Below are 25504 nucleotides of genomic sequence, written 5' to 3' on the forward strand. Positions count from 1 at the left end.
GCCCGGTGCGCGTCTTCAGGTCGCTGCCAACTGCAAATCAGGCTCGATCCGGAAGAAATCTTCAAAGGACGAGAAGGTCCGTGCGGCGCCTGCCGCCGCATTCTCCGCGTCCGCAAGCGCAGTGAGATGCGCGCCGCCGGTGAAGCGCCAGACCCGCATGCCGGCGGCCAGCCCCGCCTTGATGCCGTTTTCGCTGTCCTCGATCACCAGGCAGCGGTCCGGGGCCACGCCGCGTCTTTCGGCCACGAGCAGGAACAGGTCCGGCGCAGGCTTGCCGTGCTCGACCTCGGAGGCTGTCGTGGCGCGTCCTTCGAACAGGTCGGTCAGGCCGGTAATTTCAAGCGACCTGGCAAGGCGGGGCGGGCTGGAGCTTGTGGCGAGGCAATAGTCGGTCCGCAATTGTTCGATCGCGCGGCGGACGCCGCTGATCGGTCTCAATTCGGTTTCGAAGGCCTTCAACAGGTTTGCCCGGTAGGCGATTTCGAATTCCGGCGGCAAGTCGACGCCGAATTCCAGGCGGATCTGCTGCAGCACCACCGGATAGCTGCGACCCAGAAAATGGTGCGCGACATAATCCATGGTGATGTGGACATCGCGCCGGGCGAGTTCGGCGACCAGCATGCGTGCGCTGATGACCTCGCTGTCGATCAGCACGCCGTCGCAGTCGAAAATGACAAGGTCTATTCCGGAGGGCACTGGCGTTTCCGTTTCTGGTCCTGATCGGGCCTTTTTCCGGTTTGCGGCACGGACATCTGGTCAAGTGGCTACGATCGGCGCCGTCCCACCGAGTGTCTTGCGGTCGTGCCCTTTACTGTAAAAAAACCATGACCACAAGAACAGACAAGGTGTCGTGGCCTTTGACGGGTGTTCCGGGTGGATTGGATGACATGGCTTGAGGTCCGGATATCCACCGGTTTGCCGGTCCGGGTGAATCAGCCTATTGGAGTGTTCGTGTTGGCGGACAGGCCTGCCTGTCTGATGCAGGTGCCAAGTGTACCAGCAATCGTCTGAAATCCTTGGGAGAATTCTGGTGAGAGTGCAGCAGTTCCGCGGAAAACTGATTGACGTATGTCAGGTTGCCGCGCGACATTGGTCGGACTGAGGAGGCGGCATGGTCAAGCCAACCGTTCACGACATTGCGCGCGAAGCCGGGGTCAGCCTGTCGACCGTTGACAGGGTTCTGAATGGCCGTACGGATGTGCGCCCGAAGAACGCGGAGCGGGTCAAGGCGGCGGTCCAGAAACTGGGATATGTGCGCGACACCGCTGCGGCAAACCTCGCCAGGCAGCGTCGCTACCGGTTTGTTTTTGTGCTTCCCGACGGACCGAACCACTTTATCGAGACACTTGTTGCCGCCGTCGAGGAGGCTTCGGGCGCGCAGGTCGCAGACCGCACGGACGTCGGCATTCTTCTGGTGAACGCAGCGGACCCGCATGAAGTCGTCGACAAGCTGAAACGTCTGAACCTGCCCGATCTGGACGGGGTGGCGATCATGGTGCCGGAAACGCCCCACGTGCGCGATGCGATTGCCCATATCAGAAGTGCCGGTGTCTATGTAGTGGCGCTGATTTCCGATCTGCCAAATTCAGGCCGTCACTACTTCGCGGGGATCGACAATTTCTCCGCCGGCAAGACGGCAGGTGCCCTGCTTGGAAAATTCCTGCGCAATGAAACCGGCAGCATTCTGGTTGCGGCCAACTCAATGGTATCGCGCGACAGCATCGAGCGGCGGTTCGGGCTGGATGAGGTGCTATCTCAGAATTTTCCAGACCTGAAGGCGCTGCCGACGATCGAATTTCACGACGATCCGGATCGTATTCGGGAAACCCTGGCCCATGCGCTTCGGGATCATCCGGATCTGAAGGCTGTTTATTCCATGGGCTCGGGCAATGCGTCCATGCTGGATGCCCTGAGGGAGCAAGGGGAGCTCGGCAGGCTTGTTGTCATCGCGCACGACCTGACAACGGTGACCCGCCAGGCTCTGGCGGACGGCGAACTGGATGCGGTGATTGCCCAGAACGTCGGTCATCTCGTGCGCAGCGCTCTCAGGGTTCTGCGTGCCAAGTGCGACGGCAGGGGCATCTACGAGGCACAGGAAAAGATCCGCATCGAGATCATCATGCGCGAAAACCTGTATTGACCTGATTCCGCACTTGTTCAGGCCGGGTTTCGGCCAGGCGCGAATGCAGAACTTCCATTCATTCTTGTCGCTCTACAGATCACGGCAGACCGGGTGGCCCGTCGGCACAGCTCTTTCCAAACACTCAAAGAAAGGCGTATGTCAGTTTTTTTGTTGACTTGACATACGTATGTCATTTACCGTGACCGGGCACTTGGAGGAGTGCACCGCCCGGCATGCGCCGGTGCGCGATCTTTTCGGGAGGAATTCACCGATGAAAACTGCGAATTTTTTCGCGGCGACCGCAATCGTGGCGGTCAGCGGACTAACTGTTTCGAATGCGCAGGCCGAAGACCTGACGCTGTGCTGGGCGGCCTGGGATCCGGCCAACGCGCTTGTGGAATTGTCCAAGGAATTCGAGGCCGAGTCAGGGCACTCGATGAGTTTCGAGTTTGTGCCCTGGCCGAACTTCGCGGACCGCATGCAGAACGAACTGAATTCCGGTGGCAAGCTCTGCGATCTTCTGATCGGCGACAGCCAGTGGATCGGCGGCGGTGCGGAAAACGGTCACTACGTCAAGCTGAACGACTTCTTCGACAAGGAGAGCATCAGCATGGACGACTTCGCTGCAGCGACCGTCTATGCCTACTCCACCTGGCCGAAGGGAACGCCGAACTATTACGCGCTGCCGGCCATGGGCGATGCCAACGGCTGGTTCTACCGCAAGGACTGGTTCGAAAAGCCGGAGATCCAGGCTGCGTTCAAGGAGAAGCACGGCCGCGATCTGGCGCCGCCGAAAACGCAGGCAGAGCTTCTGGAGATCGCGCAATTCTTCCAGGAACGTGAAATCGATGGCCAGACTCGCTACGGCGCGGCCATCTTCACCGAACGCGGTTCGGAAGGCATCACGATGGGTGCCACCAGTTCCATGTATCCCTATGGTTTCAAATACGAGATGACGCCAGGCAAATACGACATGGAAGGCGCGGTCAATTCCGCGGAAGCGGTCGCGGGGCTGGAGTTCTACAAGGAGCTCTACCAGACGGCGACGCCTCCGGGTTATACCGACAGCTACATGGAGCAGTCGCTTGATGCCTTCAAGTCCGGCCAGGTTGCCATGGCGATGAACTGGTTCGCCTTCTTCCCCGGACTGTACGCGGATCCGGATGTCGGCGGCGACAAGATCGGCTTCTTCGTCAATCCCGGCCAGAATGTCGAGGCGTCGACGCTCGGCGGGCAGGGGATTTCCGTTGTCGCCTATTCCGACAAGCAGGACGCGGCGCTTGAGTACATCAAGTGGTTCGCCCAGCCTGACGTTCAGAAGAAATGGTGGGATCTTGGCGGCTATTCCTGTCATGTCAGCGTGCTGAACGACCCGGGTTTCCCGGACAGTGCGCCGTTTGCCTCCGACTTCCTTCTGGCCATGGACAACGTCAAGGACTTCTGGCAGGAGCCGGCCTATGCCGAGCTGCTGCTTGCCATGCAGAAGCGTCTGCACGACTACGTTGTGGCGGACCAGGGGACCGCCCAGGAGGCGCTCGACAAGCTGATCGAGGACTGGACGGAAACCTTCGAGGATGAAGGCAAGCTCTGATCCGGAGAACAGAAACAGCCGGCCCGCATGTTTTCGCCAGGCCGGCTGTTGCTCAAGGACAAAAAAGTTTCAACCGGCGGATGGCCGCCGGGACCGCGCCGGAAATCCGCCCGGCGTTCACCCGGGCTCTGTCCGGTTCTTTCCGGCACCGTTTCCATTGAAGAGCATCTCATGGCCGTTACACCGATCGACCACATTGCTAAGACGACCCCACCGTCGGTCGCGACGAAAATCAGGGGGTTCTCCGACCGCACCATTGCCTGGCTCTTTGTCGCGCCAACCATCTTCCTGCTGCTTGCGGTCAACATCTTTCCGCTCATCTGGACGATCAACCTGAGCTTCACCAACTTCCGCGCTAACCGGCCAAACCGGGAGATCGACTATGTCGGCCTGCGCAATTACGAGCGCATCCTGACCGACGGCGACATCTGGCTGACCATGCAGGCGACGGCGCATTTCCTGTTCTGGACGATTGTTCTTCAGGTGCTCATCGGCTTCACGCTGGCCTGGCTGATCAACCGCAAATTCAGGGGCAACGACCTCTGGACGACCCTGATCGTGCTGCCGATGATGCTGTCGCCCGCTGTGGTCGGCAATTTCTGGACGTTCCTCTATCAGCCGCAGATCGGCCTGTTCAACTACGGGGTTTCCTTTTTGACTGGCGTCGACCCGTCCTCGTTCCAGATGATCGGTGATGTTGCGCTGGCGCCCTGGTCCATCGTGATTGTCGACACCTGGATGTGGACCCCGTTCGTGATGCTCATCTGCCTGGCCGGACTGAGATCGATACCGGACTACATCTACGAGGCGGCGGAAATCGACCGGGCCAGCAAGTGGCGTCAATTCTGGACCATCACGGTGCCCATGGTGCTGCCGTTCCTCATGCTGGCCGTCCTGTTCCGTGGCATCGAAAACTTCAAGATGTTCGATCTGGTCGTGCAATTGACCGGTGGCGGCCCGGGCTCGATTACCGAGCTGACCTCAATCAATCTAAAGCGCGAAGCATTCGAGAAATGGCGCACAGGCTATGCATCCGCCTATGCGATCATCCTGTTCGTGACCGTCTTCGGCCTCGCTTCGATTTATGTGAAGGCGCTCAACAAGGTGAAGGAAAGATGAGCAGTTATTCCATCACGGAACCGTCCGCGCGGCAGAAATGGGTGGCCGGGTCGCTTGTCATCGCCTATGCGGTCATCACGTTGCTGCCGCTGGTCTGGATCCTGACAACGGGTTTCAAGTCGCCGGTCGATGCCATCGCCTATCCGCCCAGGATCACCTTCGAGCCTTCCATGGAGGGCTATGTGAACCTGTTCACCACGCGGACCCGGGTATCGCCCGAGCAGCTGGAGGCCCTTCCGCCGCCGGCGACCTGGTATGAGGAGATCGTGCGCAACCGCGACATGGTCATCGCCGGACCGTCGCGCTACGGCGAGCGGTTCCTGAATTCCGTGATCATCGGGTTCGGTTCGACCTTCCTGTCCGTCTTCCTGGGAACGCTGGCCGCCTATGCCTTTTCCAGGTTCAAGGTGCCGCTGAAAGACGATCTCCTGTTTTTTATCCTGTCCACCCGGATGATGCCGCCGATCGCGGTCGCCATTCCGATCTTTCTGATGTTCCGCACGCTCGGCCTGTCGGACACCCATCTCGGCATGATCCTGCTTTATACGGCGGTGAACATCTCGCTGGCGGTGTGGCTGTTGAAGGGGTTCATTGACGAGATCCCGCGTGAATACGAGGAGGCGGCGCTGATCGACGGCTACACGCGCTTTCAGGCATTTCTCAAGGTGGTGCTGCCGCAGGCGGCGACGGGAATTGCCTCCACGGCCATTTTCTGCCTGATCTTCTCGTGGAACGAATACGCCTTCGCGGTTCTGCTGACCTCCGGTACGGCGCAGACCGCGCCGCCGTTCATCCCGACGATCATCGGCGTCGGCGGCCAGGACTGGCCAGCGGTCGCTGCCGGCGCGACCCTGTTTCTCCTCCCGGTCATGGTCTTCACCATTCTTCTGCGCAAGCACCTGCTGCGCGGGATCACCTTCGGAGCAGTGCGTAAATGAGTGCGTTCGTCACCGGCCTTGTCCACTTTCGCCGCGGGTCCTGGGAAATGCTGGCGTCCATCCTGATCGCTCTTGGCGTGATCATGCTGATGCAGCCGCTGGTTCTTTGGGCCTACACCTATTCCTTTATAGTCACGCTGATCGGTACGGTGATGTTCATCGTCGTCAGCCACTTTCCGGAGTGATCTGAATGGCTGAGATCGTGATCAGGAACCTGAGGAAGGAGTTCGGCGCGTTCACGGCCGTGCAATCCTCCTCCTTCAAGATCGAGGACGGCGAGTTCTTCATGCTGCTGGGACCCTCCGGCTGCGGCAAGACCACCACCTTGCGCATGATCGCCGGGTTGGAACTGCCGACCGCCGGCGAGATCTATATCGATGGCGAGGAAGTGGGCCGCAGACCCGCCAGTCAACGCGACATCGCCTTTGTCTTCCAGATGTTCGCCCTTTACCCGCACATGAACGTGCGCAGGAATATCAGCTATCCGCTGGTCAGCCAGGGCATGCCGAAACTCCAGGTGCGCGAGAAGGTTGCCGAGGTCGCTCAAATCCTGGGCATCACCGGCATTCTCGACCGGCCCGTGGGTGGGCTTTCGGGAGGTGATCGTCAACGTGTCGCGCTGGGCCGGGCCATCGTCCGCGACCCCAAGGCCTTCATGATGGACGAGCCCCTTGGGGCGCTTGATGCGGAATTCCGCGAACACATGGCAGAGGAATTGCGAGCCCTGCACGACCGGATGGGCGCAACCACCGTCTATGTGACTCATGATCAGCTTGAAGCCATGCAGATGGGCGACAAGATCGTTGTGATGAACCATGGCGTGATCGAGCAATTCGGCACGCCGCAGGACATCTACGACAAGCCGGCGACCTTGTTCGTGGCCGAATTCATCGGCTCACCCTCGATGAATTTCCTGCGCTTCCACGGTCAGGTTCACGCAGGCTCCTCGACGGTGAACCTGCACCATGTGGACATCGCTGTGCCAAGGCAGACAGAGCCGTTCGAGGGCGACATGGTGTTTGGCATACGGCCGGAGCAGGTGTCGCTCACGGACAACGGACCCTATCGGGGAGAGGTCGTTGCAGCGGAATATCTCGGCACCACGCAGATTGTCACGGTGAAGACCGCCAATGGCGAACTCAAGGCCCGGATACCGTCGGATCAGGCGGTGCGCACGGGGGAGACCGTCGGGCTGGATTTCAACGGGCCGAGCGTGACCCTCTTCGACAATCAATCGGGGCGGGCGTTGCGCTCCGAGCTGAACGAGGGAGTGCTTGCACATGTCTGAGGTCAGGCTCGCCAATCTGTCGAAAGCATTCGGGGAAACGGTTGCCGTCGATGATCTGACGATGACAATCACCAACGGGGCGTTTGTGACGCTGCTCGGGCCGACCGGTGCCGGCAAGACTACTATCCTGCGGCTGATCGCGGGGCTCGAGCAGCCGGACGCGGGCGAGGTCGTGATCGGCGGACGAGACGTCACCGGCGACACGCCAGCGCAACGCAACGTTGCCATGGTGTTCCAGCAATATTCGCTCTATCCGCATTTGAGCGTGCGCGACAACCTTGCATTTCCGCTGCGCTCTCCAATTCTGAAAACGCCGGCTGACGAGATCGACCGGAAAGTTGCGGAGGTGGCCGAGGTCCTGCGGATTTCGCACAAGCTCCACAACAAGGCGACCAACCTGTCGGGCGGTGAAATGCAACGGGTCTCCATCGGCCGTGCGTTGGTGCGCAATCCGTCCATCTACCTGATGGACGAGCCATTGAGCTCTCTCGACGCCAAGCTCAGGTCCGATCTCAGGATCGAGTTGAAGCGTATTCAGGAGAGCCTCGGCGCGACCCTGCTCTATGTCACCCACGACCAGATCGAGGCAATGACCATGGCGACACACGTCGGGGTTCTGGACCAGGGCCGCCTGGTGCAATTCGGATCGCCGCGGGAGATCTATGAAAGCCCGGTCAATCTTTACGTGGCCGGACGCCTTGGCCAGCCGCGCATCAACGTGCTGCCGGCGGACCTGTTTGCCGGCGCTCCGGCAGGTGCCACGACGATGGGGTTGCGGCCCGAGCATGTGGCCCAGGGCGAGGGCAAGCCGTCGCGGATCACGCGGGTGGAACATCTGGGCGACCAGACCCGCCTGCACCTGTCGCTGGACGGCCACGATATCGTCACGCTTTCTGAAAACCGTGCGGTCCACGAACCCGGCGGCACACTCGACATCCAGCCGCGCAATCCGCTTTTCTTCGACGCCAGTGGCGCCCGAATTGCCTGATACCGAAGAGTATTGATGATGATGACCAATCCAGTTTTTGCCTGTTGTGACCGGTTTTCGCCTGAAAGACGTTGTCGCGCCGCTCGCCCGGTCAACCGGCCGGAGTGGCGCGCTGTGCCCTGCCGGCAGACGGAAACGAGCCATCAGGTGACTGACATTCAAACCTCTTTGGTCTGAGGAGACGGACATGAAGCAGTTCATCAACACCAGGGAAACGCTTGTCACCGAGGCGATCGACGGCATGCTCAGGACAGCCGGCGGCCGTCTTGCCCGGCTGGATGGCTACCCGCATATCAAGGTTGTCGTGCGCACCGACTGGGACAAGTCGAAAGTGGCGCTGGTGTCCGGTGGCGGGTCGGGCCACGAGCCGAGCCATGCCGGCTTTGTCGGTCAGGGCATGCTGACGGCAGCCGTCTGCGGCGAGGTTTTCGCCTCGCCCTCTGTCGACGCGGTGCTGGCGGGCATTCTGGCTGTTACCGGCAAGGCCGGCTGCCTGCTGATCGTCAAGAACTATACCGGCGACCGGCTGAATTTCGGTCTGGCGGCGGAACGGGCCCGGGCCTTCGGGCTGAAGGTCAGCATGGTCATCGTCGATGACGATGTCGCTCTGCCGGATCTGCCTCAGGCGCGTGGGGTCGCGGGTACGCTGTTCGTACACAAGATTGCAGGTGCACTGGCCGATCAGGGGGCCGATCTCGAAACCATCACGGATGCGGCCGGGCGGGCAATCGACGGCGCGATCTCCATCGGCATGTCGCTCGACACCTGCACAATTCCCGGTTCACCAAAGGAGGACCGCATCGCCACCGGCAAGGCAGAACTCGGTCTTGGTATCCACGGCGAGGCCGGGATCGAGCAGGTCGACTATTCCAATGCCCGGGCGGCCATGGCCATGGTCGTTGACCGGCTGGAACCGAACCTGACCCCCGGGCCGCATGTGGCCATCCTGAACAATCTCGGCAGCACCACGCCTCTTGAAATGTCCGTGTTGCTTGAGGAAATGACCGCGTCACGCATAGGCAGCCGGATCCGCTGGGTGATCGGGCCGGCGGCTCTGATGACTTCGCTGGACATGCACGGGTTTTCCGTGTCGCTGCTGCCCGTCGGTAAATCGGAGGAAGCGTTGCTGCAGGCGCCTGTCGCGCCCTGGGCCTGGCCCGGTTGCCTTGCGCTCGGCCCGGTTTCGGTGCGGCCGCTGCCGGACGGACTGGCGCCGATCCGGCCACTGCCCTCGGTTAACGACGAGACGCGGCAATTCATCGAGCGCTGCTGCAATATCCTCATTGCTGCGGAGGACGACCTAAACGCGCTGGATGCGAAATCCGGCGACGGCGACACCGGCAGCACGCTGGCAACCGCGGCACGGGCTCTGATCCAGGCCCTCGACCGCCTGCCGCTGGCGGATCTTACCCAGCTCTACCGGGCTATCGGACTGGAACTCAGCCAGACCATGGGCGGTTCTTCCGGGGTGCTGCTGGCGATCTTCTTCGCGGCGGCGGGCGATGCGTCCTCAAGCGGGCGCGGTGCCATAGGTGCACTGAAGGCCGGTCTCGACCGGATCATGCAAGTGGGGGGTGCCGGACCGGGTGACCGGACCATGATCGACGCTCTTCTACCGGCACTGAATGGCCTGGAAAACGGTATCGGGGTCGCCGCTGAATCAGCCCGCCAGGGCGCAGACGCGACCGCCCGCATCACCCGGGCGCGGGCGGGCCGGGCGGCTTATGTATCCGAGGCGAACCTGTCCGGCCACAACGATCCCGGAGCGGAAGCCGTTGCGCGCCTGTTCGAACAACTTGTCAACTCTCCGGCCTTGACCTCCCGGTCCGCGTGAGGCCGGACACCTTCCGGCGGGTCGACGAGAGCCAGCGTGCGTTCGAACAAGCGCGCGGTGCTCTCATCGACTCGCCGGATTTTTCACGGGAGCGTCCTCTCGGAGAGCACCGTGAGGCCGGCCAAGATCCGGCCTGATATCTGCCCAATATCTGGAAAGAGCAGGTTTCTTTCTCCATTCCGTCTGCCGACCGTACGGAAGTCCTTGCGTTCGAAATCAATTCATCACAAACTCCGGTAAAAATCACGATATGTTGTGATGCTTTGAGACAGGAAGGGAGGAAACGCTTGCCGAAAGACAGCGCTTGCGCGGAAACAGGACATGTCCTGACTGACCTTCCCTGAAATAATGGCTTGAATAAAGTTATAATATATAACTATTATAAGCCATCACCTGATGGGGAGGAGGACCCCCGTCAGGCCCCGAAGTTGATCGAACAGGGAGGAAACCATGATCAACTTGAATAGCAAACTCGCCCGGCTGGCCGCGGCGGCGACCGTCTCCGCAATCGCGATTGCGGGTGCGGCGTCGACCACGCTGGCGCAGGAAGTCACGTTGCGCATGCATCAGTTCCTGCCGGCGCAGGCCAATGTTCCAAAGAACGTCCTGACACCCTGGGCGGACAAGGTCGAAGCCGAATCCGGTGGCCGCATCAAGATCGAGCGCTATCCGGCCATGCAGCTGGGCGGCAAGCCGCCGGAACTGATCGACCAGGTCGTCGATGGTGTCGTCGACATCGTGTGGACCGTTGCCGGCTACTCGCCCGGCCGCTTCCCGCGGGCCGAGGTGTTTGAACTTCCGTTCACCATGACCGATGCCGAGACCATGTCGCGCGCCTACTGGACCCTCGCCGAAGAAACCATGATGGACACCGAGTTCGCGCCGTTCAAGCCGCTCGGCCTGTGGGTGCACGGTCCCGGAGTGATCCATTCCAGCAAGCCGATCACCGCGCTGTCGGATCTCAACGGTGTCAAGCTGCGCGCGCCGACCCGCGTCACCAACAAGCTGTTTTCCAATCTCGGCGCCACGCCGATCGGAATGCCGGTGCCGGCGATCCCCGAGGCGCTCAGCAAGGGCGTGGTCGATGCGACCGTCATTCCGTGGGAGGTTGTCGGTGCGCTGAAGGTGAACGAGCTGGTGAAGAACCACACCGAGTTTCCCGGCAACGCGCTGTACACGACCACCTTCCTGTTCGCGATGAACAAGGACCGGTATGAATCCCTGCCGGACGATCTGAAGGCGGTGATCGACAACAATTCCGGTGTCGAGTTCTCCGCATTCGCCGGCAAGCAGATGCAGGCCGACGATGCCGGACCGCGCGCCGCGGCCGTCGAGATGGGCAACAACATCATCGAACTGACGCCCGAGCAGGCTGAAGAGTGGCAAGCGGCTGCCCAGGGCAGCATCGACGAGTGGTTCGCCGAGATGGACGCCAAGGGGATCGACGGCAAGGCTCTGAAAGCCAGGGCCGACGAACTGATGGCCAACTGACCACGCGATAGCGGACGGTCCCCGGAGGCATGTCTTCCGGGGACCACCTTCCCACAGGATACCTGAACAATGCTGCTCACACTGGTGGAGCGCCTCGCGCGCTACATGGCGATCCTTGGCGGTCTCGTGCTCACGGCGCTGATCGCGCTGACCTGCGTCAGCGTGCTGGGCCGCGGACTGAACACGCTTGGACATTCCGAATTCCTGAAGTCGATTTCGGAAAGTGCCGCCGACGCCCTGATCGCGACCGGAGTCGGTCCGGTGTCGGGAGATTTCGAACTCGTCGAGGCCGGGATCAGTTTCACCATTTTCGCCTTTTTGCCGATCTGCCAGCTGCGGCGCGGACATGCCACCGTCGATATCTTCGCGAACGGATTTCCGCGCTGGCTGAACCGGCTCCTCGAGACCTTCTGGGAAGTGCTTCTGAGTGCGCTGATCCTCGTGATCACCTGGCGCCTGTTCGTGGGCATGGGAGACAAGATGCGCTACAATGAAACCACCTTCCTGCTGCAATTTCCGATCTGGTGGTCGTTCGCGCTGAGCTTCTGCGCCTCGCTGGTGGCCTCGCTCGTCGCGGTTTATTGCGCGGGGGTCCGGATCCGTGATCTGCTCACGGGCCGCCGGACCGAGCCGCAAGCCGAGGGGGCCGTCCATTGAGCCTGCTTGAACTGGGATATCTGTCCTTTCCCGTCCTGCTTGTCCTGATTTTCCTGCGTGCGCCGATCGGGCTCGCGATGATGATCTGCGGACTTGGTGGCCTTTACCTGGCCACCGGCAGCCCGAACATTTTCCTGTCGAAGCTCAAGAGCGAAACCTATTCGACCTTCTCCAGTTACTCGCTGACGATCATTCCGATGTTCCTGCTGATGGGGCAGTTCGCGACCCATTCGGGCATGTCGTCATCGCTGTTCAAGGCGGCGGAAAGCTTTCTCGGACACCGCAAGGGCGGCGTGGCGATGGCCGCGGTCGGCGCCTGCGCCGGGTTCGGGGCGATCTGCGGATCGTCGCTGGCGACCGCCGCGACCATGAGCCGTGTCGCCCTGCCGGAACTGCGCCGTTACGGCTACTCCGGCGGCTTTTCGACGGCGACGCTCGCCGCCGGCGGCACGCTCGGCATTCTCATACCGCCTTCCGTCATTCTGGTGATCTACGCGATCCTGACGGAACAGAACATTGCCAAGCTGTTTCTGGCCGCCTTCATTCCCGGGATCCTGGCGGCCATCGGCTACATGATCACGATCTCGATCTATGTGCGGGTCAATCCCGGTGCGGCGGGTACGCGGGCGCCGGTGCCCTATGCGGAGCGGATCCGGGCGCTGCTCGATGTCTGGCCGGTGCTGCTGGTGTTCGGGCTGGTGGTCGGCGGCATCTATCTGGGCTGGTTCACGCCGACCGAAGGGGCGGCGGTGGGCGCGGCCGGAACCGGCGTGCTGGCCCTTGTCTCCGGCAACCTGAGCCGGAAGATGTTTCTCGACAGCATTCTCCAGACGGCGATGAGCACCGCGATGATCTTCTTCATCATTCTCGGCGCCAGTTTCTACAACAGCTTTCTCGCGCTCAGCCAGCTTCCGCAGGAACTTTCCGGCTGGGTGATCGGCCAGGGCTTCAGCCCCTGGACGGTGCTGACGCTGATCCTGCTGTTCTATCTGGTGTTCGGCTGCCTGATGGACAGCCTGTCGATGATCCTGCTGACGATTCCGATCTTCTTTCCGGTGATCAGCGTTCTGGAATTCGGCATGAGCCCGGAACATGTCGCGATCTGGTTCGGCATCATCGTCCTGATCGTGGTCGAGGTCGGGCTGATCACGCCACCTGTGGGCATGAATCTGTTCATCATCAATTCGATGGACCGGTCGACACCCATGACGGAAACCTACAAGGCGGTGCTGTGGTTCGTTACCTCTGACATCGTCCGGGTCATCCTTCTGGTGCTGTTCCCTTCAATCACACTGTTTCTTCTGGGCGGCTAGCGCCGCCCGGAAGGCCGGGGCGTCAGGCAAGGCGTTTCGGCACATGCAAATAGGTATGAATTATAACAATGATAGATCACACTGAACCGGAGCAAACGCGATGCAGCTGATGGGCAACACCGCACTGGTGACCGGGGCCGGCAGCGGTCTGGGCGCTGCCACGGCCCGGTATTTCGCGGCGCAGGGCGCCAGGGTCGTCCTGCTCGATTTCGATATCGACAGGGCACGTATGGTCGCCGGCGAGATCGGTGGCCATGCGGTCCAGGCCGATGTCGGCGACGAGGCGGCCGTCGGGCGTGCGCTCGACGAGGCTGCCGGGTTGCTGGAGGGCGCGCCGCGGATCGTCGTCAATTGCGCCGGCGTCGGCCATGCCGCGCGCATCGTCGGCCGGGAGGGCAAGCAGTCCTTCGACACGTTCGAAAAAACACTCAGGGTGAACCTGCTCGGCACCTACAACGTCATGAGCCACGCGGCAAAGCGGATGCTCAGGGAAGACCCGCTGGAGACCGGCGAGCGGGGCGTGATCGTCAACACCGCCTCCGTCGCCTTCGAGGACGGTCAGCTCGGCCAGGCCGCCTATTCCGCCTCCAAGGGCGGAATTGCCGCGATGAGCCTGCCGGCTGCGCGCGAGTTTGCCCAGCATGGCATCCGTGTCATGTCAATCGCGCCGGGCCTGTTCCGCACGCCGATGATGGAGGGGCTGCCGGAAGAGGTCACCACCAAGATCACGGCCAACATCCCGTTCCCGCCGCGCCTGGGCGAGCCTGACGAATTCGCCCTGCTTGCCGGGCACATCGTAAGCAATCCGTTCCTCAACGGAACGACCATCCGTCTGGACGGCGCTGTGCGCCTGCCGCCGCGCTGAGGACAAATCGATGAGCGAACCGATCCTGAACATCGAGGTGAGCGGCGCTGTCGCGACCCTGACCATGAACCGCCCGGACAAGCGCAACGCCATGTGCGATGCGCTGCTCGAGGCCATCGACGGGTTCTTTTCAAAACCGCCGGAAGAGGTCAAGGCCGTGGTGCTGACCGGAACGGCGGGGCATTTCTGCTCGGGCCTCGACCTCAGCGAACATGTCGCCCGCGACGCGGAAGGCACCATGCGCCACTCCCGCGGCTGGCACCAGGTGATGGAGCGGATCCAGTTCGGCGGCCTGCCGGTGGTTTCCGCCCTGTTCGGCGCGGTCATCGGCGGGGGGCTGGAACTCGCCAGCGCCACCCATGTGCGCGTCGCCGAGCCGTCGGCCTTCTTCCAGTTGCCGGAAGGCCGGCGCGGGATCTTCGTCGGCGGCGGCGCATCCGTGCGTGTCGGCCGGATTCTTGGGGCGGACCGGATGACGGAAATGATGCTGACGGGCCGCAGGTACTCCGCCGGGGAGGGCCAGTCGCTCGGACTGACGCACTACACGGTCGGCGAAGGCGAGGCGCTCGAAAAGGCGCGGGAGCTGGCCGGCAGGATCGCGTCGAATGCACCGCTGTCCAACTACATCATGATCCAGGCGCTGGCGCGGATCTCGGACATGTCGAAGGCCGATGGCCTGTTTACCGAGAGCCTGTGCGCGGCCATCACCCAGACCAGCCCGGACGCTCTGGAGGGGCTGGCGGCCTTTCTGGAAAAACGCTCCCCGAACTTCAGGTGATCCGATGAGAAAGAATCCTGTTCCACCCGAATTGCAGACGACCGTCAGCCATGTCAGTGACCGCTGCCTGCGGTCGTTTCACGGCTATCAGATCAAGCGGACCTTCAATGTCATCCAGTCGGATCTCAACCGGACGCTGAAGCCCTTCGATCTCAGGATGATCACCTATTCGGCGCTGGTCCTGATCGTCGACAATCCCGGCCTGCGCCAGTCGCAACTGGCCGAGGCGATGGATATCGAACGGCCGAACCTGGTCGTCATCATCGATGAACTGGAGCGGCGCGACCTGATCGTCCGGGATCGTCTGCCCCAGGACCGCAGGGCCTATGCGCTCAAGGCAACGCTGGCCGGACGGCACTTGTGCGACAACGCGATTGCCGCCGTCAAGGTGCATGAGAACCGGCTCACGCAGGGCATCAGTCCCGATGCGCTGACGAGCGCGATGAAGGTGATGCAATTGATAGAAGCCAATCGCAGCCGGGAGGGCTGAGATGCTTTTGGGAGAAGCAAGGATGAAGCGCACATCGGATTTTCAGCCTCATTCGGTGGAACGGCAGACCCGCGCGGACGGCTCGATCCTGCTGCACTCGAAACATCCGCTGAGCGCGAGCGTGGAGCGGACCGGCGACTGGCTGCATCAGTGGGCGGATACGGCGCCCGGGCGGGTCTTCCTGGCCGAACGCAGCGGTGCCGGCTGGCGCGAGGAGAACTACAGAAGCGTCCTGGAAAAGGTGCGCGCCGTCGGTGCGGCGCTGCTGGCCCGGGGCCTGGACGACAAAACGCCGATCCTGGTGATGTCCGGCAGCGGTGTCGATCACGGCATCCTGGCGCTCGCTGCCCAGTATGTCGGCGTGCCACTGGTTCCGGTGGCCGAGCAATACGCCCTGGTTCACGGGGCTCACGGGCGTCTGCGCAACGTCATCGGCCTGATCAACCCGAAGCTGGCCTATGTGGACGATGCCGCCCGGTTCGGTGAAGCCCTTGCCCTGGAGGCGCTTCAGGGTGTCGAGATCGTCGCCAGCCGCCCGGAAAGCAAGGCTGGCGGCAAGGCGGGGGGGAGAGCGGATGGACGGGCCGTGACCTCCTTCGCCGATCTGCTCAGGGGCGATGACAGTGTCGATGTGGATGCGGCCTTCTCGAAGGTGACGCCCGATACGGTCGGAAAGATCCTGATGACTTCCGGGTCGACCTCCAGTCCGAAGGGGGTTCTGACCACCCACCGGATGATGTGCGTCAACCAGGTCCAACTGGCGGATGCCCTGCCGTTCCTGCGCAGGCGTCCGCCCGTCATCCTGGACTGGCTGCCCTGGAACCATGTCTTCGGCGGATCGCATAATTTCAACATGATGCTGGCCAATGGCGGCAGTCTCTACATCGATGACGGCAAGCCGGTGAAGGGCCTGTTCGAGCGCACACTCGAGAACCTCAATCTGAAGACCGGGACACTGGCCTTCAACGTGCCGCTGGGTTTCGGCATGCTGCTGTCGGCCCTGGAAAAGGACGCGGACCTGCGCCGGCGCTTCTTTCAGGATCTGGACCTGATCTTCTATGCCGGTGCGTCCCTGCCGCAGGAGGTCTGGTCCGGCTTCGAACGCATGGCGATGGAGGTGGCGGGCGAGGTCCCGCTGATGACCTCGTCATGGGGTCTGACGGAAACCGCGCCCTGCGCGATGATGCAGCAGGAGCCGGCGCCGCGTTCGGGCATTGTCGGGGTTCCGGTCAATGGTGTCACCGTCAAGCTCCTGCCGGACGCGGACATGCGCTGTGAAGTGCGCGTCAAGGGTCCCAATATCATGCCCGGCTATCACGGCGACCCCGAGCGGACCAAAGAGGCGTTCGATGAAGAGGGTTTTTTCATCACCGGCGACGCCATGGTGTTCCTGGACCCGGACGACCCGGACAAGGGCATGCGCTTCGACGGCCGTATTTCCGAGGATTTCAAGCTGCAGTCGGGCACCTGGGTGCGCGCGGCACAACTGAGGCTCGACATGCTGTCGCTGCTGGCGCCGCTCGCCGCCGACCTGGTGATTACCGGAGCAGACCGCCAGCAGATCGGTGTGATGATCTTTCCCAATGCCGAGGAGCTGACCCGCGAGGGCTTCGATCTGGCCGCGGACGACGGCGCTCTTTCCTGTGCGTTGCTGCGGGGCGAAATTCACCGGCGCCTCGGCGAACGCGCGCGCGAAATCAGCGGCAGCTCGACACGGGTGTCGCGGGCCATCGTGCTGGCGGAACCGGCGTCGATGCCGGACGGCGAAATGACGGCCAAGGGCAACTTGAACTTCCGCAAGGTACTGACACGCCGTGCAGCGCTGCTGGAGCGGCTTTACAGGGACGACGACCCGGCTGTGGTCACAATTTGAGGGAAAACCGACATGGTCGACATTTCGAAAGTTCGGGCGATCGATATCCATACCCATGCCGAGGAGCCGTGCGGCTGTCATTCCGATGACGGCTACGACGACTTGCAGGCAACGATGGCGAGCTATTTCCGCGCACCCTGGAAACATCCGCCGACCGTGCCGGAAACCGCTGCCCACTACCGCGAACAGAACATTGCCGCGGTGATCTTCCCGGTCGATGCGGAACGCGAGACCGGATATCGGCGCTACAAGAACGAGGAGGTTGCCGAGCTCGCCGCCGAGAATGACGATGTGCTGATCCCGTTCGCCTCCATCGATCCGCACAAGGGCAAGCTGGGCGCACGCGAGGCCCGCAGGCTGATCTCGGAGTTCGGCATCAAGGGCTTCAAGTTCCACCCGACCATGCAGGGCTTCTACCCCAATGACCGCATGGCCTACGAGCTCTACGAGGCCATCGCGGAAGCGGGCGCCATCGCCCTGTTCCACACCGGCCAGACCGGCGTCGGCAGCGGCATGCCCGGCGGCAACGGCATGCGGCTCAAATATTCCAATCCGATGTTCATGGACGACGTGGCGGTCGACTTTCCGGACATGAAGATCATCCTGGCCCATCCGTCCTTCCCCTGGCAGGAGGAAGCGCTGGCCGTCGCCCAGCACAAGCCGAACGTCTATATCGACCTGTCCGGCTGGTCGCCGAAGTATTTTCCGGAAATCCTGGTCAAATACTGCAACTCGATCCTGAAGAAGAAGGTGCTGTTCGGTTCCGACTGGCCGATGATCACGCCGGAACGCTGGCTGGCGGATTTCGAGAAGATCGCCATCAAGGACGAACTCAGGCCCGACATCATCAAGGGCAACGCGGCACGGCTTCTGGGACTGTCATGAAGGCTCCGGCACTCAGCCACTTCTGCGACGTCGAGGTCACGCTCGGCGCGCCGATGGAAATGGGCCCGGGCCGGGCCGGGCAGCGCCGGATCATTCCGATCACGGGGGGCGCCGTGTCGGGCAGGATCAGCGGAACGGTGCTGAATCTCGGAGCGGACTGGCAGACGGTCTTCGGCGACGGCTCCGCCGACATCGACACGCGCTATGCCTTCCGGACCGACGACGGGGCGCTGATCGAGATCGTCAACAAGGGCGTGCGCCACGGCCCGCCGGACGTTCTGGCGGCGATTGCCCGCGGCGAGGACGTCGATCCCGCGAGCTACTATTTTCGCACCACGGCTCGGCTGGAAACCGGCGACCAGCGCCACGAGTGGGTCAACCGGATACTCTTCGTCGGCACCGGCCAGCGGCTGGCCGCGGCGGTGAAGGTGTCGCTGTTCGCGGTGGAGTGAAGTTTTGGCATTTGGGCCGGGACAGGGGCAGGGGCAGGGGCAGGGGCAGGGGCAGGGGCAGGATCCGTCTTGTCGGTCTGTGCCTGTGACACAGACCGTTTGTCACCCCGGCCAAGCAAAGCGCAGAGCCGGGGTCTACTCGCGCTGCAACTTGCCGAAGTCAGGGGGCGCTCGTCCGGCTCGCTGTGAACCGGCATGCGTTCTGGAAACGAGTGGGCCCTGGCTCTTCCTTCGGTCGGCCGGGGTGACCGGGAGCGTGGGGTGCAGCCACGCCACCGCCGCCCGGCCTTCGCGCCGGGGCCACTTCCGGGGTTGCAGCCGGTTTGCAGGAGGTCCCGGCTCGGGGCCGGGACGGCAGAGTTTATAAATGGCGTCGGCATCCTTCGAGAGGGGGCGTCAACTCTGCTCAGGATGAGGGGGAGAGAAAGGGCGGGAGATCGTGTGCCGCAAGGGCGGTCTCTTTCCGCATTCCATCGCCGCCCCGGCCTTCGAGTCGGGGCCACTTCCGGGATTGCAGCCGGTTTGCAGGAGGTCCCGGCTGGGGGCCGGGACGGCAGAGTTATATAAATGGCGTCGGCATCCTTCGAGACGGGCTGCCGGTCCTCCTCGGGATGAGGGGGAAGGACGTGGCGAAGTCGGCGCTCGGCGCGCCACACGCAACATGAAAGGCAGTCACGCATGAAACCGTTCGCAGCTCCCCTCGACGACATCCTGTTCTCTCTGGAGCATGTTGCCGGCGCGTCTTCCCTGCCGCAGTGGGATCTTGGGCTGGCATCGGAGATCGGCGGCCACTTCGCGGCCTTCGCCGAAGAGCAGCTTGCGCCGCTCAACGAGCCCGGAGACAGCCAGGGCTGCCGGCTGGAAAACGGCCGGGTGCGCATGCCGGACGGGTTCGGCGATGCCTACCGCGCCTACGCGGAGCAAGGCTGGCCGGGGCTGACGGTGCCCGAGGACTTTGGCGGGCAGGGGCTGGATGCGACCGTTCTGGCGATCACGTCGGAGATCTTTTCCGGCGCCAACCACAGTCTGCAGATGGTGACCGGGCTGGTGCCGGGCGCCACCGGCACGTTGCTGGCCTACGGCACCACGGACCAGAAAAAGCGCTATCTGCCGGACTTCGCGTCCGGAACGGCGCTGGCGACCATGTGCCTGACGGAACCGGACGCGGGCTCGGATCTCGGGCGTATCCGCTGCCGCGCGGTATCTTCCGGCGATGGCTGGTCCCTGACGGGCGAGAAGATCTTCATTTCCGGCGGCGATCAGGACATGAGCGCGAGGATCCACCATCTGGTGCTGGCGCGCACCTCCGATGACGGCATCAAGGGCCTGTCGCTGTTCCTGTGCTCGTGCACGCGCACGGATGGCAGCCGTAACGCGGTCGCGGTCACCCGTATCGAGGAAAAAATGGGGCTGCATGCCTCGCCGACCTGCCAGCTGTCGTTTGACGGAGCAGACGCGGAGCTGATCGGCGCGCCGGGTCAGGGGCTGAAAGCGATGTTCACGATCATGAACCACGCCCGCGTCGATGTCGCCCTGCAGGGCGTCGCCCATGCTGCCCGGGCCGCCGATATCGCGCGAAGCTACGCGGCGGAGCGGATCCAGGGCCGCGGTGCGGACGGACAGCCGGTGACGCTCGACCAGCACGCGGACGTGAAGCGCATGCTCGACGAGATCGACGCCCTGGCGCTGGGCGGGCGGGCGCTGGCGCATCTGACGCTGGTGGCGATCGAGGCGGGCACCGATCCGGATCTTGCCGAAGTTCTGAAGCCGGTCGCCAAGGTCTGGTGCACCGAGGCGGGCATGCGCGCGAACGAACTCGGCATGCAGGTGCTCGGCGGCTACGGCTATCTGAAGGAATATCACCTGGAGCAATGCTACCGCGACGCCCGCATCACCGCGATCTACGAAGGGGCGAACGGGATCCACGAACGCACGCTGTCAACCAGGCTGATCCCGAAAGGGGGCGGCGCGGCGCTGGAGCGGTTCCTGCGGGCGGAGTGCGCGTTGCGCGCGGCGGCTTTCCCCAGGCTGGAGACACACCTGGAAACCTGGTGCGCGGCCCGCGACGGGCTTCTAGTTTCCGAAGACCCGGCGGTGCTGGCGCATGATTTCATGACGCTGACAGGAGACACCCTGCAAGCGGTCCTGTGGGCCCGCATGAGCGAGAAGGCGGACCATCATCCGCAGCCCGAACGGATCCGGCATCTGGTGGCAAGGAAACTCGGGGAAGCCTGACGGACAGGTTTGCGGCGCTCCCCATTTCGGTTTCATTGGTCACTGCGCCCGTATCCACGTCGGCTCAGCCGGCGTCCTCCAGCTCAAGTCTCGGCGACAGTGCCCTTGGGTCGAGCTTCAGATGAACGATGCTGGGAACGGATGCCTGTCGCGCCTGTTCCAGGGCGTCCGGAAACTCCGCATCCGCGGAGACCGTGAGCCCCAGACCGCCATAACTTCTTGCCAGGGCGGCAAAGTCGGGATTGGTCAGTTTCGTTCCCGAGGGGCGTTGGGGATAATGCCGTTGCTGATGCATGCGAATGGTGCCGTACATGCCATTGTCGCTGATGAGGACGACGACGTTGGCGCCCTGCTCGCAGGCGGTGCCGAACTCCTGGCTGACCATCTGGAAGCAGCCGTCTCCGGCCAGGCAGATCACGTCGCGCTCGGGATGCTGAAGTTTCGCGGCGATGGCCGCCGGCAGACCATATCCCATCGACCCCGATGTCGGTGCCAGCTGCGTGCGCCAACCGCGATACCGGTAGTATCTGTGCAGCCAGGCGGAATAGTTTCCCGCGCCGTTCGCCAGGATGGCGTCATCCGGGAGCACCGTGTTGAGGTGGCCGATCACCCTTTCCATTTTCAAGGCCCCCGGCGTTTCCTGCAATTCCTGCCATGCGTCATAGGCGGCCCGCGCAAGGACCCGCTCCGGACGCCTGAGCGATCTCGAGGATGCCTGAGCCAACTGGATGCAGGCGGCGCCGGGTTGGGCGACAACGGCAAGGTCGGGCCGGTAGACCCTGCCGATCTCGGACGGGTCGGCGTGGACATGAAGAAGGCTCTGATCGGGCACCGGCGATTTCAGCAATGTGTAGCCGGACGTGGTCATTTCACCCAGCCGGGCTCCAAGCGCCAGCACGACATCCGCCTCGCGAACTCTTTGGGCCAGGGCCGGATTGATGCCGATACCGACATCGCCGACATAATTCGGATGCCGGTTGTCCAGATAATCCTGGCAGCGGAACGAAGCGCCCACCGGCAGGTCGAGATCATCCGCGAATTTGGCGAGCGCGTCGCAGGCCTCTGCGGACCAGCCGCCGCCGCCGACAATGACCATCGGGTTCCGGGCACGTCTGAGCCGGTCGATCACTTCCTGAATGTCTTCCTGCGCGGCCTTGCCGGAGGGCAGCACCGCGGCGGAGGCCGCCTGACCCTGGGCCGGGCCGGACAGCATGTCCTCGGGAAGGGCGAGAACCACCGGACCCGGACGCCCGGACTGGGCGACATGGAAGGCATGGGACACATATTCGGGAATGCGGTCCGCGCGATCGATTTCCCCAACCCATTTCGCCAAGGGACCGAACATCGCCCTGTAGTCGACTTCCTGGAAGGCTTCACGGTCGCGCTGGTCGCTTGCCACCTGGCCGACGAAAAGGACCATCGGTGTTGAATCCTGAAACGCGATATGGACACCGGCACTCGCGTTCGTGGCGCCCGGACCGCGCGTCACAAAGGCGACGCCCGGCTTACCGGTCAGTTTTCCGACGGCCTCCGCCATGATGGCCGCTCCGCCTTCCTGGCGCGCGACGACCACGTCAATCGGCGAATCCCGGAGACCGTCCAGGGCCGCAAGAAAACTCTCGCCGGGAATGCAGAAGACGCGCTCGACCTCTTGGGCAACAAGACAATCGACAAGAAGCGCGCCGCCATGGCGCGTTGACAGTTCACTCACAATTTCACCTCAAGAGTTTTTCAGGCGAAGTCTTCCCGGGCGGCCAGCCGTTCGGCGGCCCGCTCGAAACGCCTGCGCGTGGCAAGTCGGGCTGCTTCGGCATCCTTTTTGGCCAGGGCGTCGACAACAGCGCGATGTTCGTCCAGAATTTCCACGCCGAATTCGGATGCGGCGGCATTCTTCAGGAATGCGGAGCGAAGGTTGTCCTGAATGTTGGTCTCGATCATGGCGACGACATCCACATAGTAGGGATTGCCCGAGGCCACCGTGATGGAGCGATACAGGAGCAGCTCCAGATCAACCCGCTCCTCCAGGGCCGTCTCGGGCCCCAGCAGGTCGGCGGCTTCCATTTTTCTGAAGATGTCCTCGATTTCCTGCATCTGGTCATCGCTGCGGGACTCCGCCGCGATCGCGGACGCTCCCGCCTGAACCCCGGTGCGCAGTTGCAGTAGCTGGACGATCTGTTTTCGTTTTTCAAAACAGGCGGGACTTATCCGAAACGCCGACCGCTTGCTCGGATCCGCAACGAACGCGCCGACCCCGCGCCTGGAATCGACCACGCCGTTGTAGCGCAGAAACGAGATCGCCTCCCGCACCACCGTTCGGGCGACCCCGAAACGCTGGGACAGTTCCGCCTCGGTCGGAAGCCGGTCTCCGGGCTGCAATTGTCCGCTGTCGATGGCTTTGCTGATCGAGACCGCGACTTCGTCCGGCAACCTGCGTGGACGGTCGATACGGTCAAATAGGGGTGAGTTCTCGTTCATTCCTGTGCTCCGGTAGGCTTTCGACAACCTAGTACAATTCGAGCCGGTGGCCATCAACAATAATAATAAAACAGAAAACAGGTTGTCTGACAACTGATTTTATGTTTTCTTGCGATTAACAACAGGGAGAAGCGGATGACCGCGACACGTATCGCACTGATCGGACTTGGCGGCATGGGCCGGGGGCTGGCAAAGAACATGTTGCTGGCGGGATTGGATCTCACGGTTGCCGATCTGGATGCGGGCGCCGTTGCTCATGCGGTGTCGCAGGGTGCCAAGGCCGGGGCCTCGCCTGTGGACATGGCCAGGAACGCGGACGTCTTTGCGGTCTGCATCACCACCGCGGAAGCGGTGCAGGCACTTGCCTTGGGTCCGAACGGCGTTCTGGCGGCGATGAAGCCCGGCAGTATCTTTCTCGATCACACCACCGTTTCCGTTGAGCATGTCGATGTGATGCGGCAGGCCTGCGAGGATCACGGCATCGACTATGTCGAGGCTCCGATGACCCGCACGCCGATCCATGCGGACCGGGGCGAGGTCAATATCCTGTTCGGCGGGAGCGAGGAGCTTCTGGAGCGCCTGCGGCCGATTTTCGATACCTATGCGGAAAACATTTTCCATGTCGGACCGGCGGGCCACGCGATCCGCCTGAAGCTCATTCACAACTACATTGCGTTCGCCAACGTTGCGAGCTTCTGTGAGGGCTTCGCGCTTGCCGCGAAGGAGGGCCTCGACATGACCAAGGTCATCGGCATCATCTCCGCTGCGGGAGGCAAGTCGGGCATGATGGATCTTTATGGCGAGATGACCCTGCGCCGGGATTTCACGCCGCACATGTCCCTGGCGAACGCCCAGAAGGACGTCCGCTACTACGCGGAATGGCTCGAGTCGGCCGGTATGCCCGGCTTCATGGCCCAGTCCATTCACCAGACCTACGCGCTGGCCTCCATCATGGGGCACGCGGACGAGGGCTGTACCGCCGTCATCAAGCCTTACGAGGAGTTTTCAGGCGTGGAAGCCGCGCTTCCGCCGAAGACGGAAGACTGATCCCACCCCACGGCGAGGGAAGACGTCGGGGGTGGTTACATTTGCATCAAACGGGAGGAACCAAAGATGCTCAGATCCACATTACTTGCTACCGTAACCGGGCTTGCAATGGCCTCGGCGGCCATGGCCCAGGACGTTACCATGCGTCTGGCGCATTTTGCTGCGGAGTCCCATCCCGGCCATCTTGCTGCGGTCCAGTTCGCGGAAAACGTCAAGGAGCGCACCGGCGGCACGATCGAAGTGGAGCTTTACCCCGCCAATGAGCTGGGCGCACCTCCGGAGCAGCTTGAGCAGACCATTCTCGGCGCGATCGAAATGAACCTGCCCACGCAGGGCGGGCTGGACAAATACGAAAAGGCCTTCGGCACGGTCATGACGCCGTTCGCCTTCTCGTCCTACGAGAATGCCCACGAGGTTCTGGACGGCCCCTTCATGGAATGGGCGGCTCCGAAGCTCGAGGAGCAGGGCCTGGTGATGCTCTCCAACTGGGAATACGGCTTCAGGAACATTACCAATTCGGTTCGTCCCATTGAAAGCCCGGACGATGTGGTCGGGCTGAAGCTGCGCACACCGCCCGAGCTGCAGATCGTCGCCGCCCTGGAAGGTCTCGGCGCGGCAACGACCCAGATCGCCTTTCCCGAATTGCCGAATGCCCTGAACCAGGGTGTGGTCGACGGCCAGGAAAACCCGATCGGCGTCATCTACCACTACAAGCTGAACGATTTTCAGGAACATCTGGCGCTGACCAGGCACGTCTACAATTCGATGGTCCATGTCATCAACAAGGACACCTTCGATAGCCTGACGGCGGAGCAGCAGCAGATTCTGCGCGAGGAAAGCAAGGCGGCCGGAGACATGATGCGCGCTGCCGTGATTGCGCAGGAAGAAGAGGAAATCGCGGCGCTGGAAGCCAAGGGCATGAAGGTGACGCGTCCGGATCACTCGAAATTCGCAGCCAAGATGGGGTCTGCCCGTGAGCGTGTGGCGGAATACAGCGGTGCGGACAACATGAACACCTTCCTCAGCTTCCTCGATTAACGCACTGGTTCGCTGCCCCGTGACT

Annotated in this window: 23 protein-coding genes; 20 read left to right on the forward strand and 3 right to left on the reverse strand. The window is 62.6% G+C overall.

The genetic code is table 11. From position 1 onward, the window contains the following. Positions 1-15 precede the first annotated feature (15 nt). Positions 16-696 carry an HAD family hydrolase gene (locus AC0VX3_RS07740; protein ID WP_342892729.1) on the reverse strand — a complete coding sequence of 227 codons (681 nt, stop codon included), beginning with the start codon at positions 694-696 and terminating at the stop codon, positions 16-18. Between the two features lie 415 nt (positions 697-1111). Here AC0VX3_RS07740 and AC0VX3_RS07745 point away from each other — a divergent pair, with 415 nt between their 5' ends. The 18 genes from AC0VX3_RS07745 (at position 1112) to AC0VX3_RS07830 (ending at position 20919) form a co-directional block, all read left to right on the forward strand. After that, a complete protein-coding gene (locus AC0VX3_RS07745) occupies positions 1112-2140 on the forward strand; it encodes a LacI family DNA-binding transcriptional regulator (protein WP_475524217.1) in 1029 nt (342 codons plus the stop codon). 253 nt (positions 2141-2393) lie between these two features. Further along, complete coding sequence (locus AC0VX3_RS07750; RefSeq protein WP_342892727.1) at positions 2394-3713, forward strand: ABC transporter substrate-binding protein; 1320 nt, start codon at positions 2394-2396, stop codon at positions 3711-3713. 171 nt (positions 3714-3884) lie between these two features. Next, entirely contained in the window at positions 3885-4832 is a 948-nt protein-coding gene (locus AC0VX3_RS07755) for a carbohydrate ABC transporter permease (protein WP_475524218.1), read from the forward strand. Next, on the forward strand, positions 4829-5770 hold the full coding sequence (locus AC0VX3_RS07760; protein WP_475524219.1) for a carbohydrate ABC transporter permease: 942 nt from the start codon (positions 4829-4831) through the stop codon (positions 5768-5770). Before AC0VX3_RS07755 ends, AC0VX3_RS07760 begins: the two co-directional genes overlap by 4 nt. Further along, positions 5767-5955, forward strand: a complete 189-nt coding sequence (locus AC0VX3_RS07765) for a hypothetical protein (RefSeq protein ID WP_342892724.1) — start codon at positions 5767-5769, stop codon at positions 5953-5955. Before AC0VX3_RS07760 ends, AC0VX3_RS07765 begins: the two co-directional genes overlap by 4 nt. Before the next feature lie 5 nt (positions 5956-5960). Continuing rightward, on the forward strand, positions 5961-7058 hold the full coding sequence (locus tag AC0VX3_RS07770) for an ABC transporter ATP-binding protein (protein ID WP_342892723.1): 1098 nt from the start codon (positions 5961-5963) through the stop codon (positions 7056-7058). Next, complete coding sequence (locus AC0VX3_RS07775) at positions 7051-8046, forward strand: ABC transporter ATP-binding protein (protein WP_348150307.1); 996 nt, start codon at positions 7051-7053, stop codon at positions 8044-8046. The genes AC0VX3_RS07770 and AC0VX3_RS07775 overlap by 8 nt, the downstream gene beginning before the upstream one ends. Positions 8047-8233: 187 nt before the next feature. Then, entirely contained in the window at positions 8234-9880 is a 1647-nt protein-coding gene (locus AC0VX3_RS07780) for a dihydroxyacetone kinase subunit DhaK (RefSeq protein ID WP_348150304.1), read from the forward strand. Between the two features lie 450 nt (positions 9881-10330). Continuing rightward, entirely contained in the window at positions 10331-11371 is a 1041-nt protein-coding gene (locus AC0VX3_RS07785) for a TRAP transporter substrate-binding protein (protein ID WP_475524220.1), read from the forward strand. 69 nt (positions 11372-11440) lie between these two features. After that, positions 11441-12028 carry a TRAP transporter small permease gene (locus AC0VX3_RS07790; protein ID WP_475524221.1) on the forward strand — a complete coding sequence of 196 codons (588 nt, stop codon included), beginning with the start codon at positions 11441-11443 and terminating at the stop codon, positions 12026-12028. Then, positions 12025-13341: a TRAP transporter large permease gene (locus tag AC0VX3_RS07795; RefSeq protein ID WP_475524222.1), complete on the forward strand. Its 1317-nt coding sequence runs from the start codon at positions 12025-12027 to the stop codon at positions 13339-13341. Before AC0VX3_RS07790 ends, AC0VX3_RS07795 begins: the two co-directional genes overlap by 4 nt. Positions 13342-13441: 100 nt before the next feature. Next, positions 13442-14206 carry an SDR family NAD(P)-dependent oxidoreductase gene (locus AC0VX3_RS07800; RefSeq protein ID WP_475524223.1) on the forward strand — a complete coding sequence of 255 codons (765 nt, stop codon included), beginning with the start codon at positions 13442-13444 and terminating at the stop codon, positions 14204-14206. A gap of 10 nt (positions 14207-14216) precedes the next feature. Next, on the forward strand, positions 14217-14984 hold the full coding sequence (locus AC0VX3_RS07805) for a crotonase/enoyl-CoA hydratase family protein (RefSeq protein WP_475524224.1): 768 nt from the start codon (positions 14217-14219) through the stop codon (positions 14982-14984). Between the two features lie 4 nt (positions 14985-14988). Further along, positions 14989-15474, forward strand: coding sequence for a MarR family winged helix-turn-helix transcriptional regulator (locus AC0VX3_RS07810; RefSeq protein WP_348150290.1), 486 nt, complete (start codon positions 14989-14991; stop codon positions 15472-15474). Positions 15475-15496: 22 nt separating this feature from the next. Further along, positions 15497-17347: a feruloyl-CoA synthase gene (locus AC0VX3_RS07815; protein ID WP_475524225.1), complete on the forward strand. Its 1851-nt coding sequence runs from the start codon at positions 15497-15499 to the stop codon at positions 17345-17347. A gap of 12 nt (positions 17348-17359) precedes the next feature. Then, positions 17360-18232 (forward strand): amidohydrolase family protein, encoded by an 873-nt coding sequence (locus tag AC0VX3_RS07820; RefSeq protein ID WP_342892713.1) that lies wholly within the window; start codon positions 17360-17362, stop codon positions 18230-18232. Then, on the forward strand, positions 18229-18684 hold the full coding sequence (locus AC0VX3_RS07825) for a DUF3237 domain-containing protein (RefSeq protein ID WP_475524226.1): 456 nt from the start codon (positions 18229-18231) through the stop codon (positions 18682-18684). Before AC0VX3_RS07820 ends, AC0VX3_RS07825 begins: the two co-directional genes overlap by 4 nt. A gap of 678 nt (positions 18685-19362) precedes the next feature. After that, entirely contained in the window at positions 19363-20919 is a 1557-nt protein-coding gene (locus tag AC0VX3_RS07830; RefSeq protein ID WP_475524227.1) for an acyl-CoA dehydrogenase family protein, read from the forward strand. 64 nt (positions 20920-20983) lie between these two features. On the opposite strand, the gene AC0VX3_RS07835 is transcribed toward AC0VX3_RS07830, so the two are convergent. Together AC0VX3_RS07835 and AC0VX3_RS07840 are read right to left on the reverse strand one after the other, a co-directional pair. Continuing rightward, on the reverse strand, positions 20984-22630 hold the full coding sequence (locus AC0VX3_RS07835) for a thiamine pyrophosphate-binding protein (protein ID WP_475524228.1): 1647 nt from the start codon (positions 22628-22630) through the stop codon (positions 20984-20986). A gap of 20 nt (positions 22631-22650) precedes the next feature. Beyond that, a complete protein-coding gene (locus AC0VX3_RS07840; protein ID WP_475524229.1) occupies positions 22651-23394 on the reverse strand; it encodes a FadR/GntR family transcriptional regulator in 744 nt (247 codons plus the stop codon). 135 nt (positions 23395-23529) lie between these two features. On the opposite strand from AC0VX3_RS07840, the gene AC0VX3_RS07845 reads away from it, so the two are divergent. Then, positions 23530-24441: an NAD(P)-dependent oxidoreductase gene (locus AC0VX3_RS07845; protein ID WP_475524230.1), complete on the forward strand. Its 912-nt coding sequence runs from the start codon at positions 23530-23532 to the stop codon at positions 24439-24441. A gap of 66 nt (positions 24442-24507) precedes the next feature. Continuing rightward, positions 24508-25479 (forward strand): TRAP transporter substrate-binding protein, encoded by a 972-nt coding sequence (locus tag AC0VX3_RS07850; RefSeq protein WP_475524231.1) that lies wholly within the window; start codon positions 24508-24510, stop codon positions 25477-25479. Positions 25480-25504: the final 25 nt, after the last annotated feature.

The sequence above is a fragment of the Roseibium sp. QJM3NY_11 genome (assembly GCF_056173175.1).